General features: G+C 57.6%; 17 protein-coding genes and 2 pseudogenes. 12 read left to right on the plus strand and 7 right to left on the minus strand.

Annotation, left to right across the window (positions count from 1 at the left end):
- Window positions 1-313: 313 nt before the first annotated feature.
- From ACKUUJ_RS09470 to ACKUUJ_RS09495, 6 genes and pseudogenes are all read left to right on the plus strand, one after another.
- Window positions 314-694, plus strand: a complete 381-nt coding sequence (locus ACKUUJ_RS09470) for a GntR family transcriptional regulator (RefSeq protein ID WP_055309996.1) — start codon at window positions 314-316, stop codon at window positions 692-694.
- Window positions 695-717: 23 nt separating this feature from the next.
- Window positions 718-1,599, plus strand: coding sequence for an ABC transporter ATP-binding protein (locus tag ACKUUJ_RS09475; RefSeq protein WP_346977500.1), 882 nt, complete (start codon window positions 718-720; stop codon window positions 1,597-1,599).
- Window positions 1,596-1,865, plus strand: coding sequence for a hypothetical protein (locus ACKUUJ_RS09480; protein ID WP_409065408.1), 270 nt, complete (start codon window positions 1,596-1,598; stop codon window positions 1,863-1,865). Before ACKUUJ_RS09475 ends, ACKUUJ_RS09480 begins: the two co-directional genes overlap by 4 nt.
- Window positions 1,802-2,293, plus strand: coding sequence for an ABC-2 transporter permease (locus tag ACKUUJ_RS09485; protein WP_409065409.1), 492 nt, complete (start codon window positions 1,802-1,804; stop codon window positions 2,291-2,293). The genes ACKUUJ_RS09480 and ACKUUJ_RS09485 overlap by 64 nt, the downstream gene beginning before the upstream one ends.
- Before the next feature lie 274 nt (window positions 2,294-2,567).
- Window positions 2,568-2,978, plus strand: a pseudogene (locus tag ACKUUJ_RS09490) (EamA family transporter); the annotation flags it as partial.
- A gap of 60 nt (window positions 2,979-3,038) precedes the next feature.
- A pseudogene (locus ACKUUJ_RS09495) lies at window positions 3,039-3,443 on the plus strand (EamA family transporter); the annotation flags it as partial.
- Window positions 3,444-3,537: 94 nt separating this feature from the next.
- Here ACKUUJ_RS09495 and ACKUUJ_RS09500 read toward each other — a convergent pair.
- The 3 genes from ACKUUJ_RS09500 to ACKUUJ_RS09510 form a co-directional block, all read right to left on the minus strand.
- On the minus strand, window positions 3,538-4,842 hold the full coding sequence (locus tag ACKUUJ_RS09500) for a chloride channel protein (RefSeq protein WP_409065410.1): 1,305 nt from the start codon (window positions 4,840-4,842) through the stop codon (window positions 3,538-3,540).
- 125 nt (window positions 4,843-4,967) lie between these two features.
- Window positions 4,968-5,501, minus strand: coding sequence for a TIGR00730 family Rossman fold protein (locus ACKUUJ_RS09505; RefSeq protein ID WP_409065411.1), 534 nt, complete (start codon window positions 5,499-5,501; stop codon window positions 4,968-4,970).
- A gap of 36 nt (window positions 5,502-5,537) precedes the next feature.
- The gene (locus ACKUUJ_RS09510; RefSeq protein WP_409065412.1) at window positions 5,538-5,963 is read right to left on the minus strand and encodes a potassium channel family protein; all 426 of its coding nucleotides are present in this window, start codon (window positions 5,961-5,963) and stop codon (window positions 5,538-5,540) included.
- Window positions 5,964-6,186: 223 nt separating this feature from the next.
- Between ACKUUJ_RS09510 and ACKUUJ_RS09515 the strand changes: the two genes are divergently transcribed.
- Together ACKUUJ_RS09515 and ACKUUJ_RS09520 are read left to right on the plus strand one after the other, a co-directional pair.
- A complete protein-coding gene (locus ACKUUJ_RS09515) occupies window positions 6,187-8,991 on the plus strand; it encodes an ATP-binding protein (protein ID WP_409065413.1) in 2,805 nt (934 codons plus the stop codon).
- Between the two features lie 42 nt (window positions 8,992-9,033).
- Entirely contained in the window at window positions 9,034-9,513 is a 480-nt protein-coding gene (locus ACKUUJ_RS09520) for a pyridoxamine 5'-phosphate oxidase family protein (RefSeq protein ID WP_409065414.1), read from the plus strand.
- A 95-nt stretch (window positions 9,514-9,608) separates the two neighbouring features.
- Here the strand turns inward: ACKUUJ_RS09520 and ACKUUJ_RS09525 are convergent, their stop codons facing one another.
- Both ACKUUJ_RS09525 and ACKUUJ_RS09530 read right to left on the minus strand, forming a co-directional pair.
- Window positions 9,609-10,823: a MalY/PatB family protein gene (locus ACKUUJ_RS09525; protein ID WP_409065415.1), complete on the minus strand. Its 1,215-nt coding sequence runs from the start codon at window positions 10,821-10,823 to the stop codon at window positions 9,609-9,611.
- Window positions 10,824-10,935: 112 nt separating this feature from the next.
- Window positions 10,936-11,673: a TrmO family methyltransferase gene (locus ACKUUJ_RS09530; protein ID WP_409065416.1), complete on the minus strand. Its 738-nt coding sequence runs from the start codon at window positions 11,671-11,673 to the stop codon at window positions 10,936-10,938.
- A 141-nt stretch (window positions 11,674-11,814) separates the two neighbouring features.
- Here ACKUUJ_RS09530 and ACKUUJ_RS09535 point away from each other — a divergent pair, with 141 nt between their 5' ends.
- The 3 genes from ACKUUJ_RS09535 to ACKUUJ_RS09545 all read left to right on the plus strand — a co-directional run bounded on the left by ACKUUJ_RS09535 (window position 11,815) and on the right by ACKUUJ_RS09545 (window position 14,060).
- Entirely contained in the window at window positions 11,815-12,642 is an 828-nt protein-coding gene (locus ACKUUJ_RS09535; protein WP_409065417.1) for a TipAS antibiotic-recognition domain-containing protein, read from the plus strand.
- A 51-nt stretch (window positions 12,643-12,693) separates the two neighbouring features.
- The gene (locus ACKUUJ_RS09540) at window positions 12,694-12,939 is read left to right on the plus strand and encodes a glutaredoxin family protein (RefSeq protein WP_409065418.1); all 246 of its coding nucleotides are present in this window, start codon (window positions 12,694-12,696) and stop codon (window positions 12,937-12,939) included.
- 1,013 nt (window positions 12,940-13,952) lie between these two features.
- Window positions 13,953-14,060 (plus strand): hypothetical protein, encoded by a 108-nt coding sequence (locus ACKUUJ_RS09545; RefSeq protein ID WP_409065419.1) that lies wholly within the window; start codon window positions 13,953-13,955, stop codon window positions 14,058-14,060.
- Window positions 14,061-14,222: 162 nt separating this feature from the next.
- Here the strand turns inward: ACKUUJ_RS09545 and ACKUUJ_RS09550 are convergent, their stop codons facing one another.
- Complete coding sequence (locus ACKUUJ_RS09550) at window positions 14,223-15,176, minus strand: tRNA dihydrouridine synthase (RefSeq protein WP_409065420.1); 954 nt, start codon at window positions 15,174-15,176, stop codon at window positions 14,223-14,225.
- Between the two features lie 574 nt (window positions 15,177-15,750).
- Between ACKUUJ_RS09550 and ACKUUJ_RS09555 the strand changes: the two genes are divergently transcribed.
- The gene (locus ACKUUJ_RS09555; RefSeq protein WP_409065421.1) at window positions 15,751-16,803 is read left to right on the plus strand and encodes a hypothetical protein; all 1,053 of its coding nucleotides are present in this window, start codon (window positions 15,751-15,753) and stop codon (window positions 16,801-16,803) included.
- A 249-nt stretch (window positions 16,804-17,052) separates the two neighbouring features.
- Here the strand turns inward: ACKUUJ_RS09555 and ACKUUJ_RS09560 are convergent, their stop codons facing one another.
- The gene (locus ACKUUJ_RS09560) at window positions 17,053-20,307 is read right to left on the minus strand and encodes an ATP-binding cassette domain-containing protein (RefSeq protein WP_409065422.1); all 3,255 of its coding nucleotides are present in this window, start codon (window positions 20,305-20,307) and stop codon (window positions 17,053-17,055) included.
- Between the last annotated feature and the right edge of the window lie 24 nt (window positions 20,308-20,331).

Raw genomic sequence — 20,331 nt, forward strand, 5'->3', positions numbered from 1 at the left:
ATTGGGTCTAGCTGTTACAAATCGAGATAAACGGAAAGGCAGGCAGCCAATGTCTCGTTCTGTAACATCTAGCCGCGCAAATCGACTCTTACTGTTACAGATTGAGACAAATAGGCAGGCGGGAAAATAACATCTCAATCTGTAACAGCTGGCGACCAAAAACGGACCCAGATGTTACAGATTGAGATTGTTTTGGAGCAAGCGCGGCGCCGATGGTCTATTCCACATTTAGCTCTTGCATAACTGTGCATAGTGTATATATACTGTGCTTACCGGTTATATACACGTGTAGCCCAACAGCTAAGGAGCCGCTGTGGACATCATCCTATCCAATTCGAGCGATAAGCCCATCTACGAACAGATATCCTCGCAGGTCAAAGCTCAAATCCTTTCGGGCACGCTCACTGCGGGAGCCAAACTCCCCAGCATCCGTGCGCTCGCGAGCGATCTTGGCGTGAGCGTCATCACCACCAAGCGCGCCTACGCCGACCTAGAGCAACTCGGGTTTATCTGCACCGTGCAGGGCAAGGGCTGCTTTGTCGCCGAGGGCAACCAGGAACTCTTGCGCGAAAACCAGCTCTGCCATATCGAAGAGCTACTTGCGAAAGCGGCGAGCCAAGCCGAAACCCTGGGCGTCACGCGCGACAAACTGCACGAGATGCTCGACCTGGTAGCCCCCGAAACCATGCAGTAGCCATCTGCAAGAAAGGCTATACCATGCAAAACTTGCTTGAACTCAAAGGCATCTCACACGCTGTAAGCGACCGCTTTTCGCTGCGCGACGTCACGCTTGCCGTGGAGCCTGGCCAGATCATCGGCTTTGTTGGTGCCAACGGTGCTGGCAAAACAACGACGATTCGAGCTGCTCTCGGGCTTATAAAGCTCGATGCCGGCGAAGTGCACCTGTTTGGGCAGCGCTGTGGCGCCGACGCGCCCGATGAGTCGCAACGCCATCTACGCTCCCGCGTCGGTCTTGTCCTGGACACGTGCCCCTTCCCCTCCACGCTCAAGGTGGGCCAGATCGAGTCGCTCGTAGGCCCAGCGTACCCCACGTGGGACCGCGAAACGTTCGCCGGATTCATCAACCGATTTGGCCTCGATCCCAAGACAAAGGTCAAGGACCTCTCCCGCGGCATGGGCATGAAACTTCAGCTTGCCTGTGCGCTCAGCCACAAGGCCAAGCTGCTCGTTTTGGACGAAGCCACCGCGGGCCTCGATCCCATGGCACGCGAGGAGCTGCTCGATGAGCTGCTTGCCTTTGTCGCCGACGGTCAGCGCAGCGTGCTGCTCTCGAGTCACATTACGTCCGACCTCGATCGCACCGCTGATCGCGTCATCTGCATCGATAATGGCTCGATTATTTTTGACCTGCCGCGTGAGGATATTACCGACCGCGCTGGCATCGCCCACTGCACCCAATCGCAGGCTGCCGAGCTTATGGCTTGCGTCGAAGGCGCCCGTGCCGCCCGTCACGCCTACAGCGTGGACGTACTCGTACCCAACCGTCGCGAAACGCTCGAGGCCTTTCCCGAGATTCCCTGCGATCGGGCAACCATTGATGACTATCTGCGCCTCATACTGAAAGGGGCTTCGAAATGAAACGCGCCTTTATGTCCGAACTCGCCATCGTTCGCACGCTCATCCCGAGCATTGCGGGCGTCGGCTTGTTCATCTTCGTTGTGCTGACGCTCGTCAACGCGTCGGATGGCGATTCCGGTATGAGCGCCGGCGCCTGCGCCGTCAGTGCCATGTCGCCCATCATAGTCATGAACTCACTGGCCGGTTTCGACAATCAAAACGGTTGGAGCGCTACCGGGCAACGCTGCCCTTCTCGCGCAAAGACATCATCCGCGCACGCTACCTGAGCGTTATTGTCTTCTCCGCCGTCATGGCGTGCGCCGCCGCGCTTCTGAGCATCGTCTCCTTCCCGCTCTTCAACAGCGCGGGTATCCCGTTGACGGGACAGATTGTCTTTGAGATTGCAATAGCCTCAGCAGCATCAATGCTCATCTCCCTCATGATGGTGTTTTTGGCGCAGCCGCTGTTCTTTCGCTTTGGACACATGGAGGCACTGCGCCTGTCCGTTGGTCTGTTTGCCATGCTCGGATGCCTTGCCATGGCCACGCTGAGCTCCTCCAACCCCATCAGCAACTGGCTCATGTCGATTGCCGGAGCGAATCCCGATCCTGCCGTTCTGAGCTGTCTGTGTGCAGGCATCGCCGCACTTGCCCTCGCGCTATGTGCAATCAGCTGCGCCGTCAGCACCAAGGTCTATCGGGCACGCGACCTGTAATCGACAGCCAAAGGGCTTGGGCTGCACGCCACCTCATTTACTAGATAAGACGAAGCAGCGACAACGTCGCTACCGCCCTTCACGGCATGCCGTTTAAATCTTGGCAACCAAAGAGAAGCCGACAGCATATCGACAATTCGAGCCTCAACCAAATGGTTCCCCGGAACATGGCCCCCGTCTCGCCGCGGCCATATCAAACCTTCATGGTGGGGCGGTATCCTCATGTCCATAAAACTCGCAGGATAAACCCATTATCCAAGGAGGCACCGCACCCGTGTCGTGGGTTGTCGCAGCATTTGCGTCAGCATTCTTTGCCGGCATCACATCCATCTTGGCCAAATGCGGCATCAAGCAGACCGACTCCGATGTCGCGACGGCCATTCGCACCTGCGTGGTGCTCGTTTTCGCCTGGGCAATGGCGGGCATTTCTGGATCCATTGGAACCATTGGCAGCATCGAACCCAGATCCTGGCTCTTTCTCGTCCTCTCGGGACTCGCTACCGGCGCTTCGTGGATCTGTTACTTTAAGGCGTTGAGCATCGGAGACGTCAATAAGGTCGTACCGGTCGACAAGATGAGCACCGTGCTCGCCGCGCTGATCGCCATCGTGCTTTTTGGCGAGACGAGCAACCTTGCGGTTAAGCTCGTGGGAACCGCCGTCATTACCCTCGGCACGTTTTTAATGACCGAAAAGCAGCAATCCGCCGGACCCGAGCAGCAGCAAGACCGGACCTGGCTCGCTTACGCCCTCGGCGCCGCCATGTTCGCAGCACTCACCTCCGTCCTCGCTAAGATCGGCATCGAAGGCGTCGAGTCAAACCTGGCCACGGCAATCCGCACCTGCGTGGTACTGGTTATGGCATGGGCAATCGTGGCAGCTAAAGGCAAGATGGGCCAAGCCGTGCACGTAGACCGCTACGAGCTCGTATTTCTCGCGGCATCGGGCATCGCGACCGGAGCATCGTGGCTGCTCTATTACTATGCCATCGCCGCAGGCCAGGTGAGCGTCGTGGTGCAGATCGACAAACTATCGATTGTCGTATCGGTACTATTTGCGCGCTTGGCATTCAACGAAAAGGTCTCGCGGCGCAGCGCCATCGGTCTCGCCCTCATCGTACTGGGCACCGCCGCGCTCGCGATTTGGAAATAGCGCCGATACTGAACGAAATCCAGTCCACCCGCAAATCCGTGACACAGCGCCCGCACCGGACTTGAGATGTTTGTACTGACCGCGCGCTGCCGCGCTACTTGCGCAGCGGCTTGGGCAGTGGAATGCCAGCGGCAATGACTGCGGCGATGATCATGCAGACGATACCCTTGAGTGGGAAACACATAAGCAGCAGGCCCACAACCATGACAGGCTGGCGCATGACGGCGCCCATCGTCGATGCCGTGCAGACGGCGACGCAAAAGACCGGATCTGCGCCGGTGAGGATGGCAAGGCCATAGCCCAGGCTTACGCCCGAGAAGATAACGGGGAAGAAGTGGCCGCCGCGCCAACCAAGGTTGATGAGGGCGGGCGTCAGCATGGCCTTAACAAGACCGGTCGCGATAAGCACGCCGGCGGGAATGGTGAGGTAGGTCTCCATAAGTACATCGGCCTGGGTCTCGCCGGCAAACATGGTGTAGGGCAAGACCGTGCCGCAGATGGCGAGCGCCAGACCGGTCAGCATGGCCTTGACGACAGGACGCTCCCCTATTGCATGGGACAGCGCCTCGCTCGCGTGCTCCGAGACAAAGTACAGCCAGCCGCAAACGGTGCCAACCAACGCCAGCGGGATGAGCCAGGCAAGCTCCAGGTTGCCCACCTCGGCGGCCTCGAACCTGGGCATGCCCATGCCGCCGCCCATAACCTGGCCGAGCAGCAGATAGGTGCCCAGGCCGCCGGCAATCGCAATACCGTAGACCACAGTCTTCTGTGCCTTGGGCAGTTTGATGGTGATCTCGCCGGACGCGGACCCATCGCCGGCGTCTTCGCCCTGGCCGTCGGCGCTACCGGCGAGCGGCGCCACAAAGCCAAAGACGGGCGCGGTAAAGAGCGCCGTCAGCGCGGCCTGGGTGCCCAACAGCGTGAGCTCCCTGAACTCGGCGCCAAAGCGGCGCATGCGGTCGCCGACCCAGCTGCACAGACCCGCGATAACGCCGGTCAGGCCGGCCTCCGGTCCAATACTTCCGCCAAACAGCAGCGGCAGCAATGCCGCGAGCGAAAGCTTGCCCAGGTTGTCGTACGGGTAGCGCCCGTCTTGCTTAACCTTAGCCATCACCTGGTTGAGGTCGTCGGTCTTGGTGCCCGTAAGCTTTTCGTACAGGCCGATCAGCAGGCCGCCCAGCAGGCAGACGAAAAACGGATACGGCAGAAAACCGAACGGGCCGCTGGCGAGTTCGGGCGACGCCGCGCCCAGCATGTGGGGGATCTCGGTCCACAGATAGTCGATACCGTGCTCCATCGCAAAAAAGAACAGCCAGACCGCGGCACCTGCGAACGCACCGGTCACGGCAACGCTAACTAAAAACAGCACGCGGTTTGTGGGTTTGGCAAGGTTGTCCATCGGGTCCTCCCGCGGTCAAAGTCGACATAGTTATGTTTTATTGTAGAGCGAGCGTTGCCCAGACAAGCCAACCATCTGCGCCACAAACGGCACTATTGGGAGTCATAGTGGGGCAGGCTCAAGACTTATCCGTTGATAATCGAGACAATCTCGCGCAAATCGTCGGCAAAGTAGATGCCTTGCTGGCGCCTCGGGCTCGAAAGCCCCTTATCAATCATGTGCCCGAGCAGCGCCTTGAGGTCGTTGTAGTAACCGTCAAGGTTATACAGGATGCACGGAGCACTCAGGTGCCCCAACGACACCGCGGACATGGCCTCGGCAATCTCCTCGAGCGTGCCCGTCCCACCGGGAAAGGCGATGAACGCATCGCCGAGCTCAATCATCTTGGCTTTGCGCTCGGCCATATCGCTCGTCACGATGAGGTCATCGATGCCGTCGTGCTGAAACTCGGCCTCTATAAAAAAGCTCGGCTCAACGCCCGTCACGTGTCCACCTGCCTCGAGTACGTTATCGGCGAGCGCGCCCATCAGGCCCGATTTGGACCCGCCGTATACCAGCGCGTGCCCGTTGGAGCCAATCCAGTTGCCCAGCTCTTGCACCGCAGGCAGAAACGCCGGGTCATTGCCGACGCTGGCGCCCAGGTATACCGTGATATTCATATTCAGTCCCCCTCGTCGTGACGCGCGGCGCCCGTTCTAGCGTTGGCGTCGGCGATATTCGCGCACACGGCGCGACAGGTCGGCGAGCTCGTCACGATCGAGCTCTTCCAAATGCTCCAGATCGTCCATAAAGCGCGCCATGGTGTCCTTTTGGCGCAGCTTGATGAGCATATTGCAGTAGTTCACCGCCACACCCGTGAGCATGGCGATGTAGAAGATGCTGATGACGCTCAGGACGACGGTAATAGCGCGAGCGACCGGCGTTTCGGCCGGGATATCGCCAAAGCCGATGGTCGAGACCGTCTCAAAGCTAAACCAGAGACCATCGCCAAACGTGAGGGTCGTGGGCTCGGACAGCCAGACAGCCGTCGAGCACAGCAGATAGAAGACGAGGAACAGGCCCGTGATACGCACGAAACCGGCCTGGCGCAAAACATCGGCAAGCGTCCTCAGCTTTTTCATCGCGACCCCTTTTCTCAGACGTCCAATCACATTCGCTCGGTATTGTCCCACGCCTCTCCCGCAAACGAAACTAGTCATTGGGGACGTTCTTAAATGACTAGTCAAACAAGAACGTCCCCAATGACTAGTCGTTTAAGAACGTCCCCAATGACTACCAGCTGCCGCCTGGGCAGGCTGGGCTGGTATCCTTATGCGGTAATGTCTCGATTCGTTAGGATTGCATGTGAGAGCTGCCACTGTCCTTCGTTCAGTTATATGTCGCGCCCTGGCCATTGTGCTCGCCGCGCTTGCCGTGCTGAGTTCTATCGCGCCTGTCCAGGCTTTTGCCGCTGACTCTAGCCAGCCAGTCAAGACGGTCCGCGTTGGTTGGCTCGTCAACAACGAGGGCTTCCAGGACGGCACCCCCGGCGAGCGTCTATCGGGATGGGGTTACGAGTACCTCCAGACCCTGTCGTACTACACGCCCGGCTGGCGGTACGAATACGTCTCCGGCACCTTCACCGAGCTTATGGACATGCTCGAGGCAGGCGAAATCGACCTCATGCCCAACATCTCCTACTCCGAGGAACGCACCCAAAAGCTGCTCTTTTCCTCGAACCCCGAGGGCACCGAGCGCTACTACATCTACGCCAAGCCCGATCGCGACGACCTGGCCAAGGGTGACCTCCAAGCGCTCCAGGGCCTTACCATCGGTTGCAACTCCGGTGTTATGCAAACCTTCGTTGGCCAGCAGTGGCTCGCCAACGAAGGAATCACCTGCACATACAGGGAGTATGACGGAGGCTCCATGCTCTTTGACGCACTCGCAAACGACGAAGTCGACGCCGTCATCATGAACGACACCATCTCGTCACCCGATGCGTCGCCCATGTTCTACGTTGGCTCGAGTGACTACTATTTTGCCGTCCCCAAAAGCCGCCCCGACCTGATGAACGATATCAATGCCGCCATGACGGCAATCGCCCGCGTCAACCCACGTTATAACGACGAGGTCAAGGCGAATTACTCGGCCCAAAACAGCGGCTCATCATCGCTCACCGGCCCCGAGCGCTCCTGGCTCAAAGCAAACGACAACACCATCACGATCGGCTATCTTAAAAACAAACTCCCCTACTGCACGCAAAATGACGACGGCGAAATGGAAGGGTCGCTCGCCTCGCTTGCAACGACGTTGCACGACAAGTTTGGCATTACGGTTGCAACAGTAGCGTTCTCGAACAACGAGCAAATGACCAAAGCCCTTTCCACAGGGACCATCGATGTCGCCCTACCGTTGTTTCGCGACTACTGGCTTGCCGAGCAGGCAGGGGTCATCCTGTCAAACCCGATGGGAACGGTTTCCCTAGCCGCCATTCACAGCAGCAGCAACCTGAACAGTGACCTTAAGAACATCGCTTGCACAGCAGACGCGATCGTCAACCGTTTTGAGCTCGAAAACCTATTCCCCGACGCAAAGGTAACCGAGCATCCGAATGACAACGAGGCACGCGAAGCCCTCAATAAGGGGGAGGCAAGTTGCATCATTGTCCCCAGCACGCGCTTGAAAACCATCCGCGACACCTACGATATCGAGGATTTCCAAACACAGGAGCTCACCGACACGGCACAGCTATCGTGTTTGATTTCGCGCGGCAAGCCCGTGCTGTTGGGAATCATTAATAAGGGCATCGTCAATGCTGGCGAATCGCTCTCTGCAAGCAGTTATTCCCCCACATCGTACTCGGCGCAAGAATCGGATGCGTTTCGACTTCTCTACCGCAACCGCATCGTCATTGCGGCAGTCGTCATCTGCATTTTGCTCACCGGCATCGTCATCCTTGTCTGGTCGCTTCACCGCGCGCAGAAAGAACAGCAGAAAGCCGATGCTGCCAACGCCGCTAAGACGGCATTCCTCACGCGCATGAGCCACGACATCCGAACGCCGCTCAACGGTATCCTGGGCCTTATCGAGATCGAGGAATTGAAGGAAGGCGATATCCAGGTCGCCCGCGAGAGCCGTGCCAAGGCGCGCGTTGCCGCCAATCACCTGCTCTCGCTGATCAACGACATCCTCGAGATGGGCAAAATCGAAGACCGCAAGCTAACACTGGAGCATACGCCTTTTAACCTCAAAGAGCTCTGTGATAATACGCTGGTGCTGTGCAAGCTCCGCGCGTCCAGTAACGGCATCACCATGCAGGACAATAGTCTGCCGTACGCCACGGGGCCATACATGATCGGCAGTCCCACCCATATCCGACAGATCATGATCAACCTATTAGACAACAGCATTAAGTACAACAAGCACGGCGGCTCCGTCACCTTTAGCTCAAAGACCAAGCCACTCGATAACGGGCGCGCGCTCTTTTGCTTTAGCGTTTCGGATACCGGCATTGGCATGACTCCCAAGTTTTTAAAGCATATCTATGAGCCGTTTGCCCAAGAAGGTGACGATGCGCGCAGCAAGTTCCAAGGAACCGGCATGGGCATGCCAATCGTCAAGTCGCTTATTGAACTGATGGGCGGTACGATTGAGATTTCGAGTGAGGTTGGCGTGGGGAGTACGTTCAACGTCCAGATTCCGCTCGATATCGACAAGAACCCTCAGGCGCGGGCAGATACGGTCGAGAGGGTGCTCGACTGCTCGCTCGCCGACATGAACGTGTTGCTCGCCGAAGACAACGAATTGAATGCCGAGATTGCCCAGACGCTGCTAGAATCCGAGGGCGTCGTGGTCACCTGCGCCGCCAATGGCAACGAAGTCGTCGATCTGTACCTGTCACATCCCGCCGGCAGCTTCGATGCGATTCTGATGGACATCATGATGCCGGGCATGGACGGCTATGAGGCAACCCGCGCGATTCGTCTGAGCGAGAAGGTCGATGCAGCCGATATCCCCATCATCGCGCTCACCGCCAACGCCTTTGCCGAGGACGCCAAGGCGGCACACGATGCCGGCATGAACGCCCATCTGTCCAAACCGCTCGACTTTAACAAGCTCAAAAACATACTCGCCCGCATCAAGAAAAACGGATCCGTTTCGCTATAGTTTGTGCTCAACCACCACGCACGACCAGAAAGGAAACCAACGATGTTTAGGCCCTTACGTCGAAAGAAACGCGCCATCACTGACGAGGAAGCGCGCGAACTGCTCGCTACCTGCAAGCGCGGCGTCTTTGCCGTCAACGGCGACGATGGCTACCCGTACGCCATTCCCGTCAACTACTTCTTTGACGCCGAGCACGACAAGATTTATTTCCATGGCGCCAAGGCTGGCCACAAGGTCGACGCACTCAAGCGCGATGACAAGGTCTGCTTTACCGTTTACGGCAACGAGTGGTACAAGGACGGTGACTGGGCTCCCTACGTTATGAGTACCGTAGTCTTTGGCCGTTGTCGCCTGGCGAATGACACCCCCGCGTTTATCGAGGATAAAGTTCGCCAGCTCGCGCTTAAGTACTACCCTTCTGCCGAAAAAGTCGAAGAGGAAATCGCCAAGGACATTAAGGGCGTCCAGCTCTACGAGATTACGATTGAGCATCTTTGCGGCAAGCAGATTCAAGAAAAATAAACCTCCGCAGCAGGTCTGCGCCCAATGGTTACAGACGTTTTACCATGCGGGACCTTCCAGCCGGCTTGGCAGAAGGCCCCGCATGCAGTGCTCACTTACCGTGCATTAAAAACGTAGCGGTCCAGGCGGTCGCACGCTTCCTTTACGCGCGAAAGCGGCAGCGCCAGATTCACGCGAATGTGGCAGGGCCCGTGGAACGGGCGGCCGTCCTGATATCCCACGCCCACGCGCGCCCCCTCGTCGAGCAGCCACTGAATATCGCGGCCATGCTCGCGACACCACTCGGTGCAGTCCAGAAACACCATGTACGTGCCCTGCGGACGCGAATAGGACACGCCCTCAAAATGCCCGTCCACGTAATCGCAGAAGCACTCGATATTGCCGGCAAGCACCTGGTTGAGCTCGTCCACCCACTCATAGCCCTGCGGCTGGTAGGCACCGATAAGCGCATGCATGGAGAGGACATTCATCTCGTTGTAGTGGGTCTTGTTGGACACGGCGCAGATGCGGTCACGCAGCGTCTCGTTGTAGACAATGTGGTAGCTGCCGACAAGGCCCGCCAGGTTAAACGTCTTGCTCGGCGCATAGAGGGCAACCGTGCGCATGCGGGCATCCTCGCTCACCGACTGCGTCGGGATGTGCTTGTGCCCCGGCAGGATGATATCGGACCAAATCTCGTCCGAAATCACCACGCAATCGTGCTGGCGATAGATGTCCATGGCGCGCTCGATTTCGTCGCGCTCCCATACGCGGCCGCAGGGATTGTGCGGCGAGCAGAACACCGCGGCATGGATGTGGTTTTGGGCGAGTTTGCACTCCATGTCCTCAAAGTCCATACGCCACACGCCCTGGTCGTCGAGTTTAAGCGGGCTGTGGACAATGCGATAGCCCGCGGCTTCGATAGACTTGGTAAAGCCAATGTAGGTGGGGCTGTGGACCAGCACCGCATCGCCCGGCTGGACATACGCGCGCAACGTCGACACGACGCCGCCCAGCACGCCGTTTTCGTAGCCGATATGCTCCGGTGCCAAGCCCTCAACGCCATTGCGGCGCCTCTGCCATTCGATGATGCGGTCGAAGTACTCGGGGCGCGGATTGAAATAGCCAAACATGGGGTGCTGGGCGCGCTGAATGATGTGCTCCTGGACCGTGGGCACCGTGGCAAAGTTCATGTCGGCCACCCACATGGGAATGCGGTCGTAGCCCTCGTCGGGTGCGTTCGGAGCCATACCGGGGATCTCGCCCCAGGAGTCAACGGCGATGGAGTCCATGCCGTGGCGATCGATTAGCGAGCTGAAGTCGTATTTCATGCTGAGCTCCCGTGCAAAGTAGACTGTTTCGATAGGCGTTATTGTCCACCAGCGTGGGCGGTTTTGGCATGGGGTTTGGCGCTTAATTTGACGGGTGCGGACGAATGGCCGGTTAGTCTCGCGCGTCGTTGACGGCAACTACGGTTAGCTGGGTTTCATCGACCGTAAACGATATGTCGAGCCCGGCGAAGGCCAGATGATAGACGCGGTTCGGCTCGTGCTTGCTGCCTGCGCGGCGCGGGTCTTGGCGCAGGACCTCGACCAGGCCGGGGAGCTTTGTGGGCGGGACCATATCCTGCAGCGTCTGCGGGAACTCGATGTCGAGCTCTTGCCACGGAGCATCCTCAATCCAGCCGCCGGTCGCATCCGGGTGACAGTCCGCAAACGGAATGTAGGGCTTAATGTCGTAGATGGGCGTGCCGTCGCGCAGATCGGCCCCCAGCACATGGATGATGGGGCCATCGTCGGTAAGCTCCACGCGGTCGAGCTTAACGCAGGTGAGACCGATGGGATTAGGGCGAAACGGACTGCGCGTGGCAAAGACGCCCACGCGCTCGGCTCCGCCCAGACGCGGCGGGCGCACGGTTTTCGACCATTTTGCGTTGGTTCCGGACCTGTCCTGCGTTTTAGCGTCGACGGCAATATCCTTAGCCGTGCCGCCGGGCGTTCCGTTTTCGAAGCGCCACAGCAGCCACAGGTGAGAGAAGGAGTCTAGGCCCTCAACCGCTGCATTGGAGGCAAATTCCGGCTTAAAGACGATGCGTCCCTGCAGATGGGGCGCCAAAAAGCTGTTGCGCGGAATGCCGAACTTCTGCGGCAGGTCGGTATGTATGTGTGCAATAGGTTCCATGCCGGCCATTGTACGGCATGAAGGTGTGGGGCGTTGCGCGCAATTCTTCGCCGCGGTCCCCCGTCATGCAACCAACGGTTGCTTGGAAGGGCACCTGCTGCCGCGTATGCTTAAGCCATCAACCAGCAGAAAGGAGCCGCTATGGCCTTTGCAGAAAAGCTCATTGCTGTCCGTCGCGCCCATCACCTTACCCAAGAGCAGCTTGCCGCTAAGCTCTTCGTCACACGCCAGGCCATCAGCCGCTGGGAGCGCGGCGAGGTCACCCCGGGCATCGACATGATGAAGCTCATCGCCGCCGTAACCGGAGAACCGCTGTCCCACCTGCTCGAAATGCCCGAGCACTATTGCCAGAGCTGCGGCATGATACTCACGCCCGACGACTGCGGCACCGATGCCACGGGCACCGCGACCAATCATTACTGCAAGTGGTGCTACGACCGCGGCAAGTACACCTACGAGACCACCATGGAGGCAATGATTGAGGATTGTGCCCCGCGCCTGGCACAAAACACCGGTATGTCGCTCGACGAAGCTGTCTCGCTCATGGGCGCCGTCCTGCCGCAACTGGAGCGCTGGCGCACCGTGCAGGAAAACGAGGAGCGCTACGGCGCCGAAGCGCGGGCGCGCTATGGCGATGAGGCCATCGATGCGGCAAACGAAACGCTGCTGGACATGGACCCCGAGACATGGAACGACATGAAGGAACTTGAACGCGCTGTTCTGGGCCAGCTTTCGATTGCCATGGGCATTGGCGACCCAGAGAGCAACGAGGCTCGTAAGCTTGTCGCGATGCATCGTCGCTGGATTGCTCTCAACTGGGGATGCGAGCCCCAAGACGAGGCGTACCTGGGCCTCGCCCACGGCTATCTTGCCGACCAGCGCTTTGTTGACTACTACGACAAGCCCTGCGGCACCGGAGCCACGGCGTTTCTGGTGCAGGCCATCGAGTCGTCGTTGACGCGCGCATAGACCGCGGCAGCTTTGGGTATTTCAATCAAAACCTCAACCGATTGGAGACCTATGGCTACTGATCACGAGCTCGCTCTGTACGTTATGACCGGCTGCCCGTATTGCATAAAGGTCAAGCGCTTTTTGGCCGATAACGGCGTGACCATCCCTGAGCGCAACATCTCGACCGACCCCGATGCCGAGCAGACGCTCATCGCCGTCGGCGGAAAACGCCAGGTTCCCTGCCTGTTCATCGACGGCAAGCCGCTCTACGAGTCGAGCGACATCATCGCATGGGTACAGAAGAACCTGCTCTAGCACGCGCATCCCGTCCGTCCAAGGCCCCACCCCATACGGTCTAAGCATGTACACCAGCATCCAAAGTCGACATTTTTCGACATCTTTGGATGCTGGTGTACAGTTTTTTGCAGAGGTAGTCATTGGGGACGTTCTTAAATGACTAGTTGTTTGAGATGGCCTTTGGATTATGGTTGTTTGAGGCCGCCTGACGTCTCTGGAAAGGGTTCCTTAGAGGACAGTGTTCAAAAAATGGCAAATATGAGTACTGTTACTTGTTTAGTAACAGCGATTTTAATCATTTCAGGGATCATCCAACGCCCCAAGCGTCCGCAGACGTCGTTATTTCTCCGCATATGTTCAATAAAAGAGACTCCTAATGGTATTAAATCTCATCAGGGGTCTCATTTTTGAGCAGAATAAATGCAACCATAATGGCAGCAGTACTCATATTTGCCTTTTTTGCACACAGCCCTCCTGAATAGTCGTTAGAGACGACTCAAAATGACAAATCCGGCACTTAGACGTTCTCTTCTTGAATGACTAATCGTTAAAGAACACTCAGCGACTACTCCAATTCGCGACACACTGTGTCGCGAATTAAGCTGGTCTCACCACCGAAGACCAGTGAAAGCTCCTGGCCAGAATCTCGATAGTTTGTTAAAGTGCCCCCCTGCAAGTTCAATGAGCGCTCATGTTCCAAACTGAAAAATGAAGAAATATCGAAGCCATCGACGCTCATTTCCTATCGGAAAAACTAGTCAACACAAGCTAATTAGCTTGATAAACTGCTTGTATTTTTGTCTACAAAACTGTATACAAAAATAGATTCCGAGAACCAGCGCTCGACATTATGCCAATCGATAGGAGGCGCTATGGACGCTAAGCAGCTCGAAAAGATGATGGGGTTTGCCCCCGGAGAGTTGGAGAAAGCCGCGGAGGCATACGAAAAAGATGAGTGACCGAAGGGTCGCACCATCAAGCTGGGAAGGCCGTCGATCTCCGATGAGCCAAGCGTTGTTTTATCGGCACGTGTGGGTGAGTCTGTTCTTGATGCGTTTGACGCAAAAGCAAAGCGCCATGGGCAAACACGCACGGAGCGACTCAGAGAGCTCATCACGCTCGATGCAATGATTGCCTAGACTCCACTCCCCCGCCGACCCAAACATGTACGCCAGCATCCAAAGTCGACATTTTTCGACATCTTTGGATGTTGGCGTACAGTTTTTGTATGGGTTCGGCACGGGTAGTCGTTGGGGACGTTCTTAAATGACTAGTCGTTAAAGAACGTCCCCAACGACTAACTAGCCGTGGAAGCGGGCTATGGGTGCAAGTGGCTGCTCGCGATAGACGCGCTCGACGGCGGCGCGGTATTCGTCAACCTTTTTAGTCTTACGTACGAGCTTGTGAACGGTAGCGGGGTCGGCGAAAGCGCACTTGGCGTAGAACCACCACTCCTTCATACGAAAGACCGCGTTGCCGCCGATCTCTTCTGCATAGGCCGCAAACAGCGTGTCGTGGAAGCGCTGCAGTTCGGCTGCCGTGGCAGCGGGACCGCCGTTGACCATGCGAGCCAGAGCTGGGTTCGCGAGCAAGCCACGCCCCAGCATCACATGACGTGTGCCGGGATAGGCCTCCACCAGCGCACCCATGTCCTCAAGATCAAAAATGTCACCGTTGTATGCCACCGGAAACGGCGCGCGCTCCAGCGTCTCGCCATAAAACTCCTTGCGCGGCGTGCCCGTATAGCGGTCCTTTTGTACGCGAGGATGCACGATCAGCTCTGCCAGCGGCATGCGGCAATATAGATCGAGTACGCGCTCGTATTCGTCGTCGCTCTCCAACCCCAACCTGGTCTTGACCGATACCGGCAGCGGAGAGCGCTCACACACGTCACTCAAGAACACCTCAAGCTCGTCCAAGTTGCGCAAAAAGCCCGATCCTTTGCCCTTGGCAACAACCGTCCCCGAGGGGCAACCCAAGTTGAGATTGACCTCGCGATATCCCATGTCGGCGAGTACCTGTGCCGCCCACACAAACTCGTCCGCGTTCTTGGACATCAGCTGAGGCACTACGTTGAGCCCCTGGTTATTGGCAGGATCGATCTCCTTAAACGCCTTGCCGCCAAAGCGGTTTCCCACCCGCGGCGGCGGCAAAAACGGCGTGTAATAGCAATCGAGCGCGCCGAAGCACTCCGCATGCACGCGACGGAACACATGCCCGGTAATCCCCTCCATGGGGGCAAGCGAAAGAATCATCAACATCTGCTCTCAGATCAATGCGGCAAAGGGACCGCCCCTTTGTCACATGCATTATGCCTTGTGCTCCAGATGATTCACAAGGCAGAGGTAGCAGCTTGACGATAATCACCCTTCCATCCGTCGCCTCACGCAACGAAGGCGAATGGTTTTCCGCGAAGTGAACGAGTGAAATCGGACCCCCGAAGCATCGACACTTTTGGAGAGGCATTTCCTGCGGTTTTGTCGCTCAAATCCTACGGTTTTTGCATCCAAAAGTGCGAATGCTTCAGGGGTCCAAATTAGGTCGTTCACTTCTCGGGAAACCATTCACCTTCGATTTGCTGTTTGTGGGCATCGGCAGCGGCTTCATGCTCCAAAAGACGACGTTCGCGATCAAACGATCACCAACAGCACGCTGTTGACCGCTATATGAACAACAGACGTCCTTCACTCATCTATACTCAAGAGCATGCGCGCATCGCCCCCGAATAACGATGAGAGCCGAGGCCCCATGCAGCAGCTCACCGAACAAGAAAAGAAACGCATCCGGCGGTACTGCACATACCCCAAAATCGCAGCGACCGCACTCGTCATGTCGTTCGTAGCATGCCTGCTGATGTTGCCACTCCAAATGATCAACGATATCGCGTTCCACCAAAAGGAATTCCAACCCGCGGGCATATATACCGCCATCGCACTCACCGCAATCGAACTCGCCATCTTTTGCTATTGCGCTCTTGCGCCGCGCTTTGGAATGCAGGGCAAACAGTGGAAGGAGCTGCAGAGCAGGCTTGCGGTGGCCCAAACCAACAAAGACCGTTCCGCGGAGGTCGCCGGTGTGCTCGCCACGCAAGCTGCCGGCCGCCTGCTCAAGAACAGTGACAACGATCTCGCACGCAACCTGGGCGGCGCCGCAGAGATTGCCGGCGCCGTAGGGGCAGTTGCCACCGCGGCGGACGTGCTAGCCGAAACCTCGAGCAATGCCGAGGCCATGGCGGCCGCATACGACGTGACGATTCCAAGCGTCAAGAAGCAGATCATAGCTCTCGCAGTGGCGCCCGCCATTGTGCTGCTTGGCGTCTACATCCCGCAGTTTGTCCAGGGGAATAACGAGCTTCAGGTAAGAAAGGCTGCAGCCGCCGAGCAGCTCGCCATCGCGCAAGATGCCTTGGAGCCCGTGTGCGAACGCGTCGCAACAGACGACCCATACGAGTCGTATCACGACTACGGCTACCGCATAATCGGCTATCTGCGCGATAATGACCTCGGCGCTCAAGTAGCCTATGTCTACCTTTCTTTCGATGCAGATGGCATGCTCACGGACGTCGATTACACCAGTCAGATCGACCCCGAGGCAAGTCTTGCAGACAACCTCGCTCGCGCCGAGCAGGACATCGCGACGCTCTGCGCCCCGCTCAACAGGCTAGACATTTCTGTTGCCACGCCGGGCCTCCTCGCGCCATGCAGCCTGTCGGATGAATTTAAGCAAGCATTTTTAGCCGGATCCCTATATGAAGAAATCAGCATCAAGACGGAGGACGAATCTATCAAGTCGTACTACACCTTTGACACCAAGCCCAAAGAAGAGTTCGACAAGTACACCCGTCCGGAGATTAGGCTCATGCTCTCTGCAAAGAAGAACTAAAGGCTTACGCTCTAATTTCCGCTCGCAAACGCCGTCTATATCTCGAGGTCTAATACTTTTCCAAGAAGTGAACGACCGTTTTTTGACCCCCGAAGCATCGACATTTTCTGACGCCAAAACCGCAGGAAATTGCATCTTAAAAGTGTCGATACTTCGGGGGTCCATTTTGACTCGTTCACTTCTCGGAAAAGTATTAGGCCTCGAATTCACAAGCCGCTCAATGTGACAAAGGGACCGTCCCTTGTCACATTATTCAGAGCGCAGGGCCTCCACGGGATCCTTCCTGGACGCGCTGCGGGCCGGCAGCAGGCCAGCGACAACCGTCAGCAGCACCGAAATCGCAATGAGCACCAGCGCATCCTGCACGGGCAGGCTCATCAGGTTGGGGACCTGTTTGGCCGCAAGCGCCCAGGCATTGACCGGGAAGCTCACGAGTACTACCACGACAATGGCAAAGACGCCGGCGATGAGGCCCTCGATAAAGGTCTCGGCATTGAATACGTTAGCCACGTTGCGCTTCGACGCGCCGATCGCGCGCAGGATGCCAATCTCCTTTTTGCGTTCCAGCACGCTGATGTAGGTGATGATGCCGATCATGATGGAACTCACCACTAGACTAATGCTCACAAACGCAATGAGCACCAAGCTGATGGTGTTCACGATATCGGTCACCGAGCCCATGATGATGCCCATGTAGTCGGTGTACGAGATTGCCTGCTCATCGTGGCCAGCGGCTTTGACCTGCTTGTTGTACGCATCGATGTGATCGAGCACGCGCTCCTTGGCCTCAAAGTCGCGCGGGAAAATCTTAACCGAGATGGGGTCTGCCTCATCCGCATAGCCCAACGTGGTCAGATTGTTGTCGTAGGTGAGCTTCGATGCCTTGGCATAGCTCATCATGAGCGAACTCAGGTCCTCGGCGTCCATGTTGAAATGGATGGCACGAGCAAAGGCACTCGCATCCACGTGCATGGCGCTCGCCAGGTTGGCAAAACTCGAAGACATCTGCGTCGCCATCTGGTCCATGAGCCCTGCCGCGCCCGCCTTGAGCTGGGACGATACCGTCGACGCTATCTGCTCGCTGATTGCCTTCATCACCTGATCCATAGCCTGCTGCAGATACGGAGCCAGCTGCTTTTGCACATAGTCGGTCATCGTCTGCTGCAGGCGCTCGGCCAGGGCATCGCCGCCGAGCGCCTTGAGCTGAGCCAGGTATTGCTGGGCTGCGGCATCATTCTCAAGATACGTCGAGAATGCGGCAGCGAGCTTTGACGCGTCTTTAAGATCTTCGGGTGACAGCGCCCTAAACTGATCAGACCGCAAAAAGCCCTCAAACAGTTGGTTGGCAAGCGTTCCCACCTGCTGCATTTGCTCGGGTGTGAGCTCCAGACCGTCAAAGATGCCCGAGAAATCTGGGGCCGGTGCTTTTGCCATGATGTCACTGAAGTCGATATCCTTGCCAACGTCCGAAAGGTCAATGTCCAGCCCGGACAAGTCAAGACCCGACAGGTCCATACCGCCGGCCGCACCCGAGAGTGCAGACGCATCAAACGAGAACGCGCTCTTGAGCGCCGCCTCGTCCACACTGAACATGCTGCCCAGATCCACGCCTTGCTTGGCCTCACTCTGCAGTTCATCGAAAGACTTGCCCGTAAAGACATCCGTCTCGGGATGCGCAAGCTGCTCTTGCACAATCTGCGAAACGGCGGCGCGCTCCATAAGCTGGCGAGTCAGTGCATGCGTATAGGCAATGCCCGGAGACAACGCACTCGCATTGGCTGTCTCGTTAGGTCGCACCACGCCCACAATGCGCACGTCAATACCATCGGCAACCTTGGCGGCCATAAAGTCGGCGTCGCCAGACATGTCGGTCCACATGCCGGTCTCTTCGTTTTTGCGATAGGCATCGGCCGGCGACAGCACCTTAAACGTCGTGGACAACGCATCATCGTAGGTAAAGTCGGTGCCGGTCTCGGGCGTCTCGATCTTACCGTCGGCCGTCATGGCACTGTTTACCAGATCGTTGAGCTCATCGATATCCAGCGCACCGATGCTGTAGAGCGTATAGTCGCCCACCGTACCGCGGCTCGAAAGCACCATCACGGCTTCGTTTGCGGTCGTGGGCCAATGACCGGCGACGACATCGTACTGGCTGTCGAGCAGGCTCTGGTCTTCAATCATCTCGTTAAAGACCGAGGTTCCCATGGATTCCATGCTCACCGTTGCCGCCGAGCTCGCGCCTCCGCTCATGGCCTCGGTCATGGCGTTGGGCACCAGCCGGACAGGCTTCTCATCGCCCTTGCCGGCACGATAGACAACCGGCGATACACCGTAGCCATACTGGATGGCGTTGACCTCTTTGTCGATACCATCGCCGCCGTCGTCAAGCCATGCCTTAAAGCTTGTCATGTCGTTGGACTTAACGCTCGCAAACATATCCTTTACGGCCGTGACCACGGGAATCTTATCGGTTCCCTGAGCCTTGCCGTCGGTACCGTCGTCGGACGAATCCTCGCCGTTGGACGCCTCGTCATCCGTGGCCCCCTGTCCGCCCATCATGGACGACAGGTCGTAATCCTGCTTGGAAATGGTGAGCGGGTAGCTCGAGAGCGTATCCTCCTCGACCTTTTTGATGTAGCCGTTTACGCCGTTGGACAGCGCCAGAATCGCCGCGATGCCGATAATGCCAATCGAGCCCGCAAAAGCAGTCATGGCCGTGCGGCCTTTTTTGGTCATGAGGTTGCGGGCAGAAAGCCCCAGCGCCGTCACAAAGCTCATCGAGGTTTTGCGCGTAGGCTTTGCCTCGCGGCGCGTGGCGTCAGCGACATCGAAAGGATCGGAATCGTCGGTGATCTTGCCGTCCGCCAGGTTGACGATGCGCGTGGCGTATTGGTACGCCAGCTCGGGATTGTGCGTGACCATAATAACCAGACGGTCGCGCGCCACGTCCTTGAGCAAGTCCATGACCTGCACGGACGTTGTGGAATCCAAGGCGCCGGTCGGCTCGTCTGCCAGCACAATCTCGGGATCGTTAATCAGGGCGCGGGCGATGGCCACGCGCTGCATCTGTCCGCCCGATAGCTGGCTCGGGCGCTTGTTAACGTGCTCGCCCAAGCCGACTTTCTCCAACGCCTCGCGCGCACGCTGGCGGCGCTCGGCATGCCCCACGCCCGTGAGCGTGAGCGCCAGCTCCACGTTTTCCAAAATGGTCTGATGCGGAATGAGGTTATAGCTTTGGAACACAAAGCCGATGCGGTTGTTGCGATAGGCATCCCAATCGCGGTCACGGAAGTCCTTGGTCGAAATACCGTCAATCAACAGGTCACCGGAATCAAAGTGGTCCAGCCCACCGATAACGTTGAGCATTGTGGTTTTGCCCGAGCCCGAGGGACCCAGAATGGCCACGAACTCGTTATCGCGAAAAGCCAGGCTCACGTTATCGAGCGCCACCTGCGTAAACGACTGTGTGACGTACCTTTTGCAAATACCTTTGAGCTCCAACATGGACGGCAACCTCTCCCACGCGGA

This window comes from Collinsella sp. wc0583, assembly GCF_046116915.1.
Lineage (GTDB): Bacteria > Actinomycetota > Coriobacteriia > Coriobacteriales > Coriobacteriaceae > Collinsella.

Excerpts from the sequence above, each read along its gene's own strand:
- ACKUUJ_RS09475 (WP_346977500.1), top strand. The coding sequence starts at position 718 with ATGCAAAACTTGCTTGAACTCAAAGGCATCTCACACGCTGTAAGCGAC.
- ACKUUJ_RS09480 (WP_409065408.1), top strand. The coding sequence starts at position 1,596 with ATGAAACGCGCCTTTATGTCCGAACTCGCCATCGTTCGCACGCTCATC.
- ACKUUJ_RS09500 (WP_409065410.1), bottom strand. The coding sequence starts at position 4,842 with ATGGACAACCTTGCCAAACCCACAAACCGCGTGCTGTTTTTAGTTAGC.
- ACKUUJ_RS09505 (WP_409065411.1), bottom strand. The coding sequence starts at position 5,501 with ATGAATATCACGGTATACCTGGGCGCCAGCGTCGGCAATGACCCGGCG.
- ACKUUJ_RS09510 (WP_409065412.1), bottom strand. The coding sequence starts at position 5,963 with ATGAAAAAGCTGAGGACGCTTGCCGATGTTTTGCGCCAGGCCGGTTTC.
- ACKUUJ_RS09520 (WP_409065414.1), top strand. The coding sequence starts at position 9,034 with ATGTTTAGGCCCTTACGTCGAAAGAAACGCGCCATCACTGACGAGGAA.
- ACKUUJ_RS09525 (WP_409065415.1), bottom strand. The coding sequence starts at position 10,823 with ATGAAATACGACTTCAGCTCGCTAATCGATCGCCACGGCATGGACTCC.
- ACKUUJ_RS09530 (WP_409065416.1), bottom strand. The coding sequence starts at position 11,673 with ATGGAACCTATTGCACACATACATACCGACCTGCCGCAGAAGTTCGGC.
- ACKUUJ_RS09535 (WP_409065417.1), top strand. The coding sequence starts at position 11,815 with ATGGCCTTTGCAGAAAAGCTCATTGCTGTCCGTCGCGCCCATCACCTT.
- ACKUUJ_RS09540 (WP_409065418.1), top strand. The coding sequence starts at position 12,694 with ATGGCTACTGATCACGAGCTCGCTCTGTACGTTATGACCGGCTGCCCG.
- ACKUUJ_RS09550 (WP_409065420.1), bottom strand. The coding sequence starts at position 15,176 with ATGATTCTTTCGCTTGCCCCCATGGAGGGGATTACCGGGCATGTGTTC.
- ACKUUJ_RS09555 (WP_409065421.1), top strand. The coding sequence starts at position 15,751 with ATGTCGTTCGTAGCATGCCTGCTGATGTTGCCACTCCAAATGATCAAC.
- ACKUUJ_RS09560 (WP_409065422.1), bottom strand. The coding sequence starts at position 20,307 with ATGTTGGAGCTCAAAGGTATTTGCAAAAGGTACGTCACACAGTCGTTT.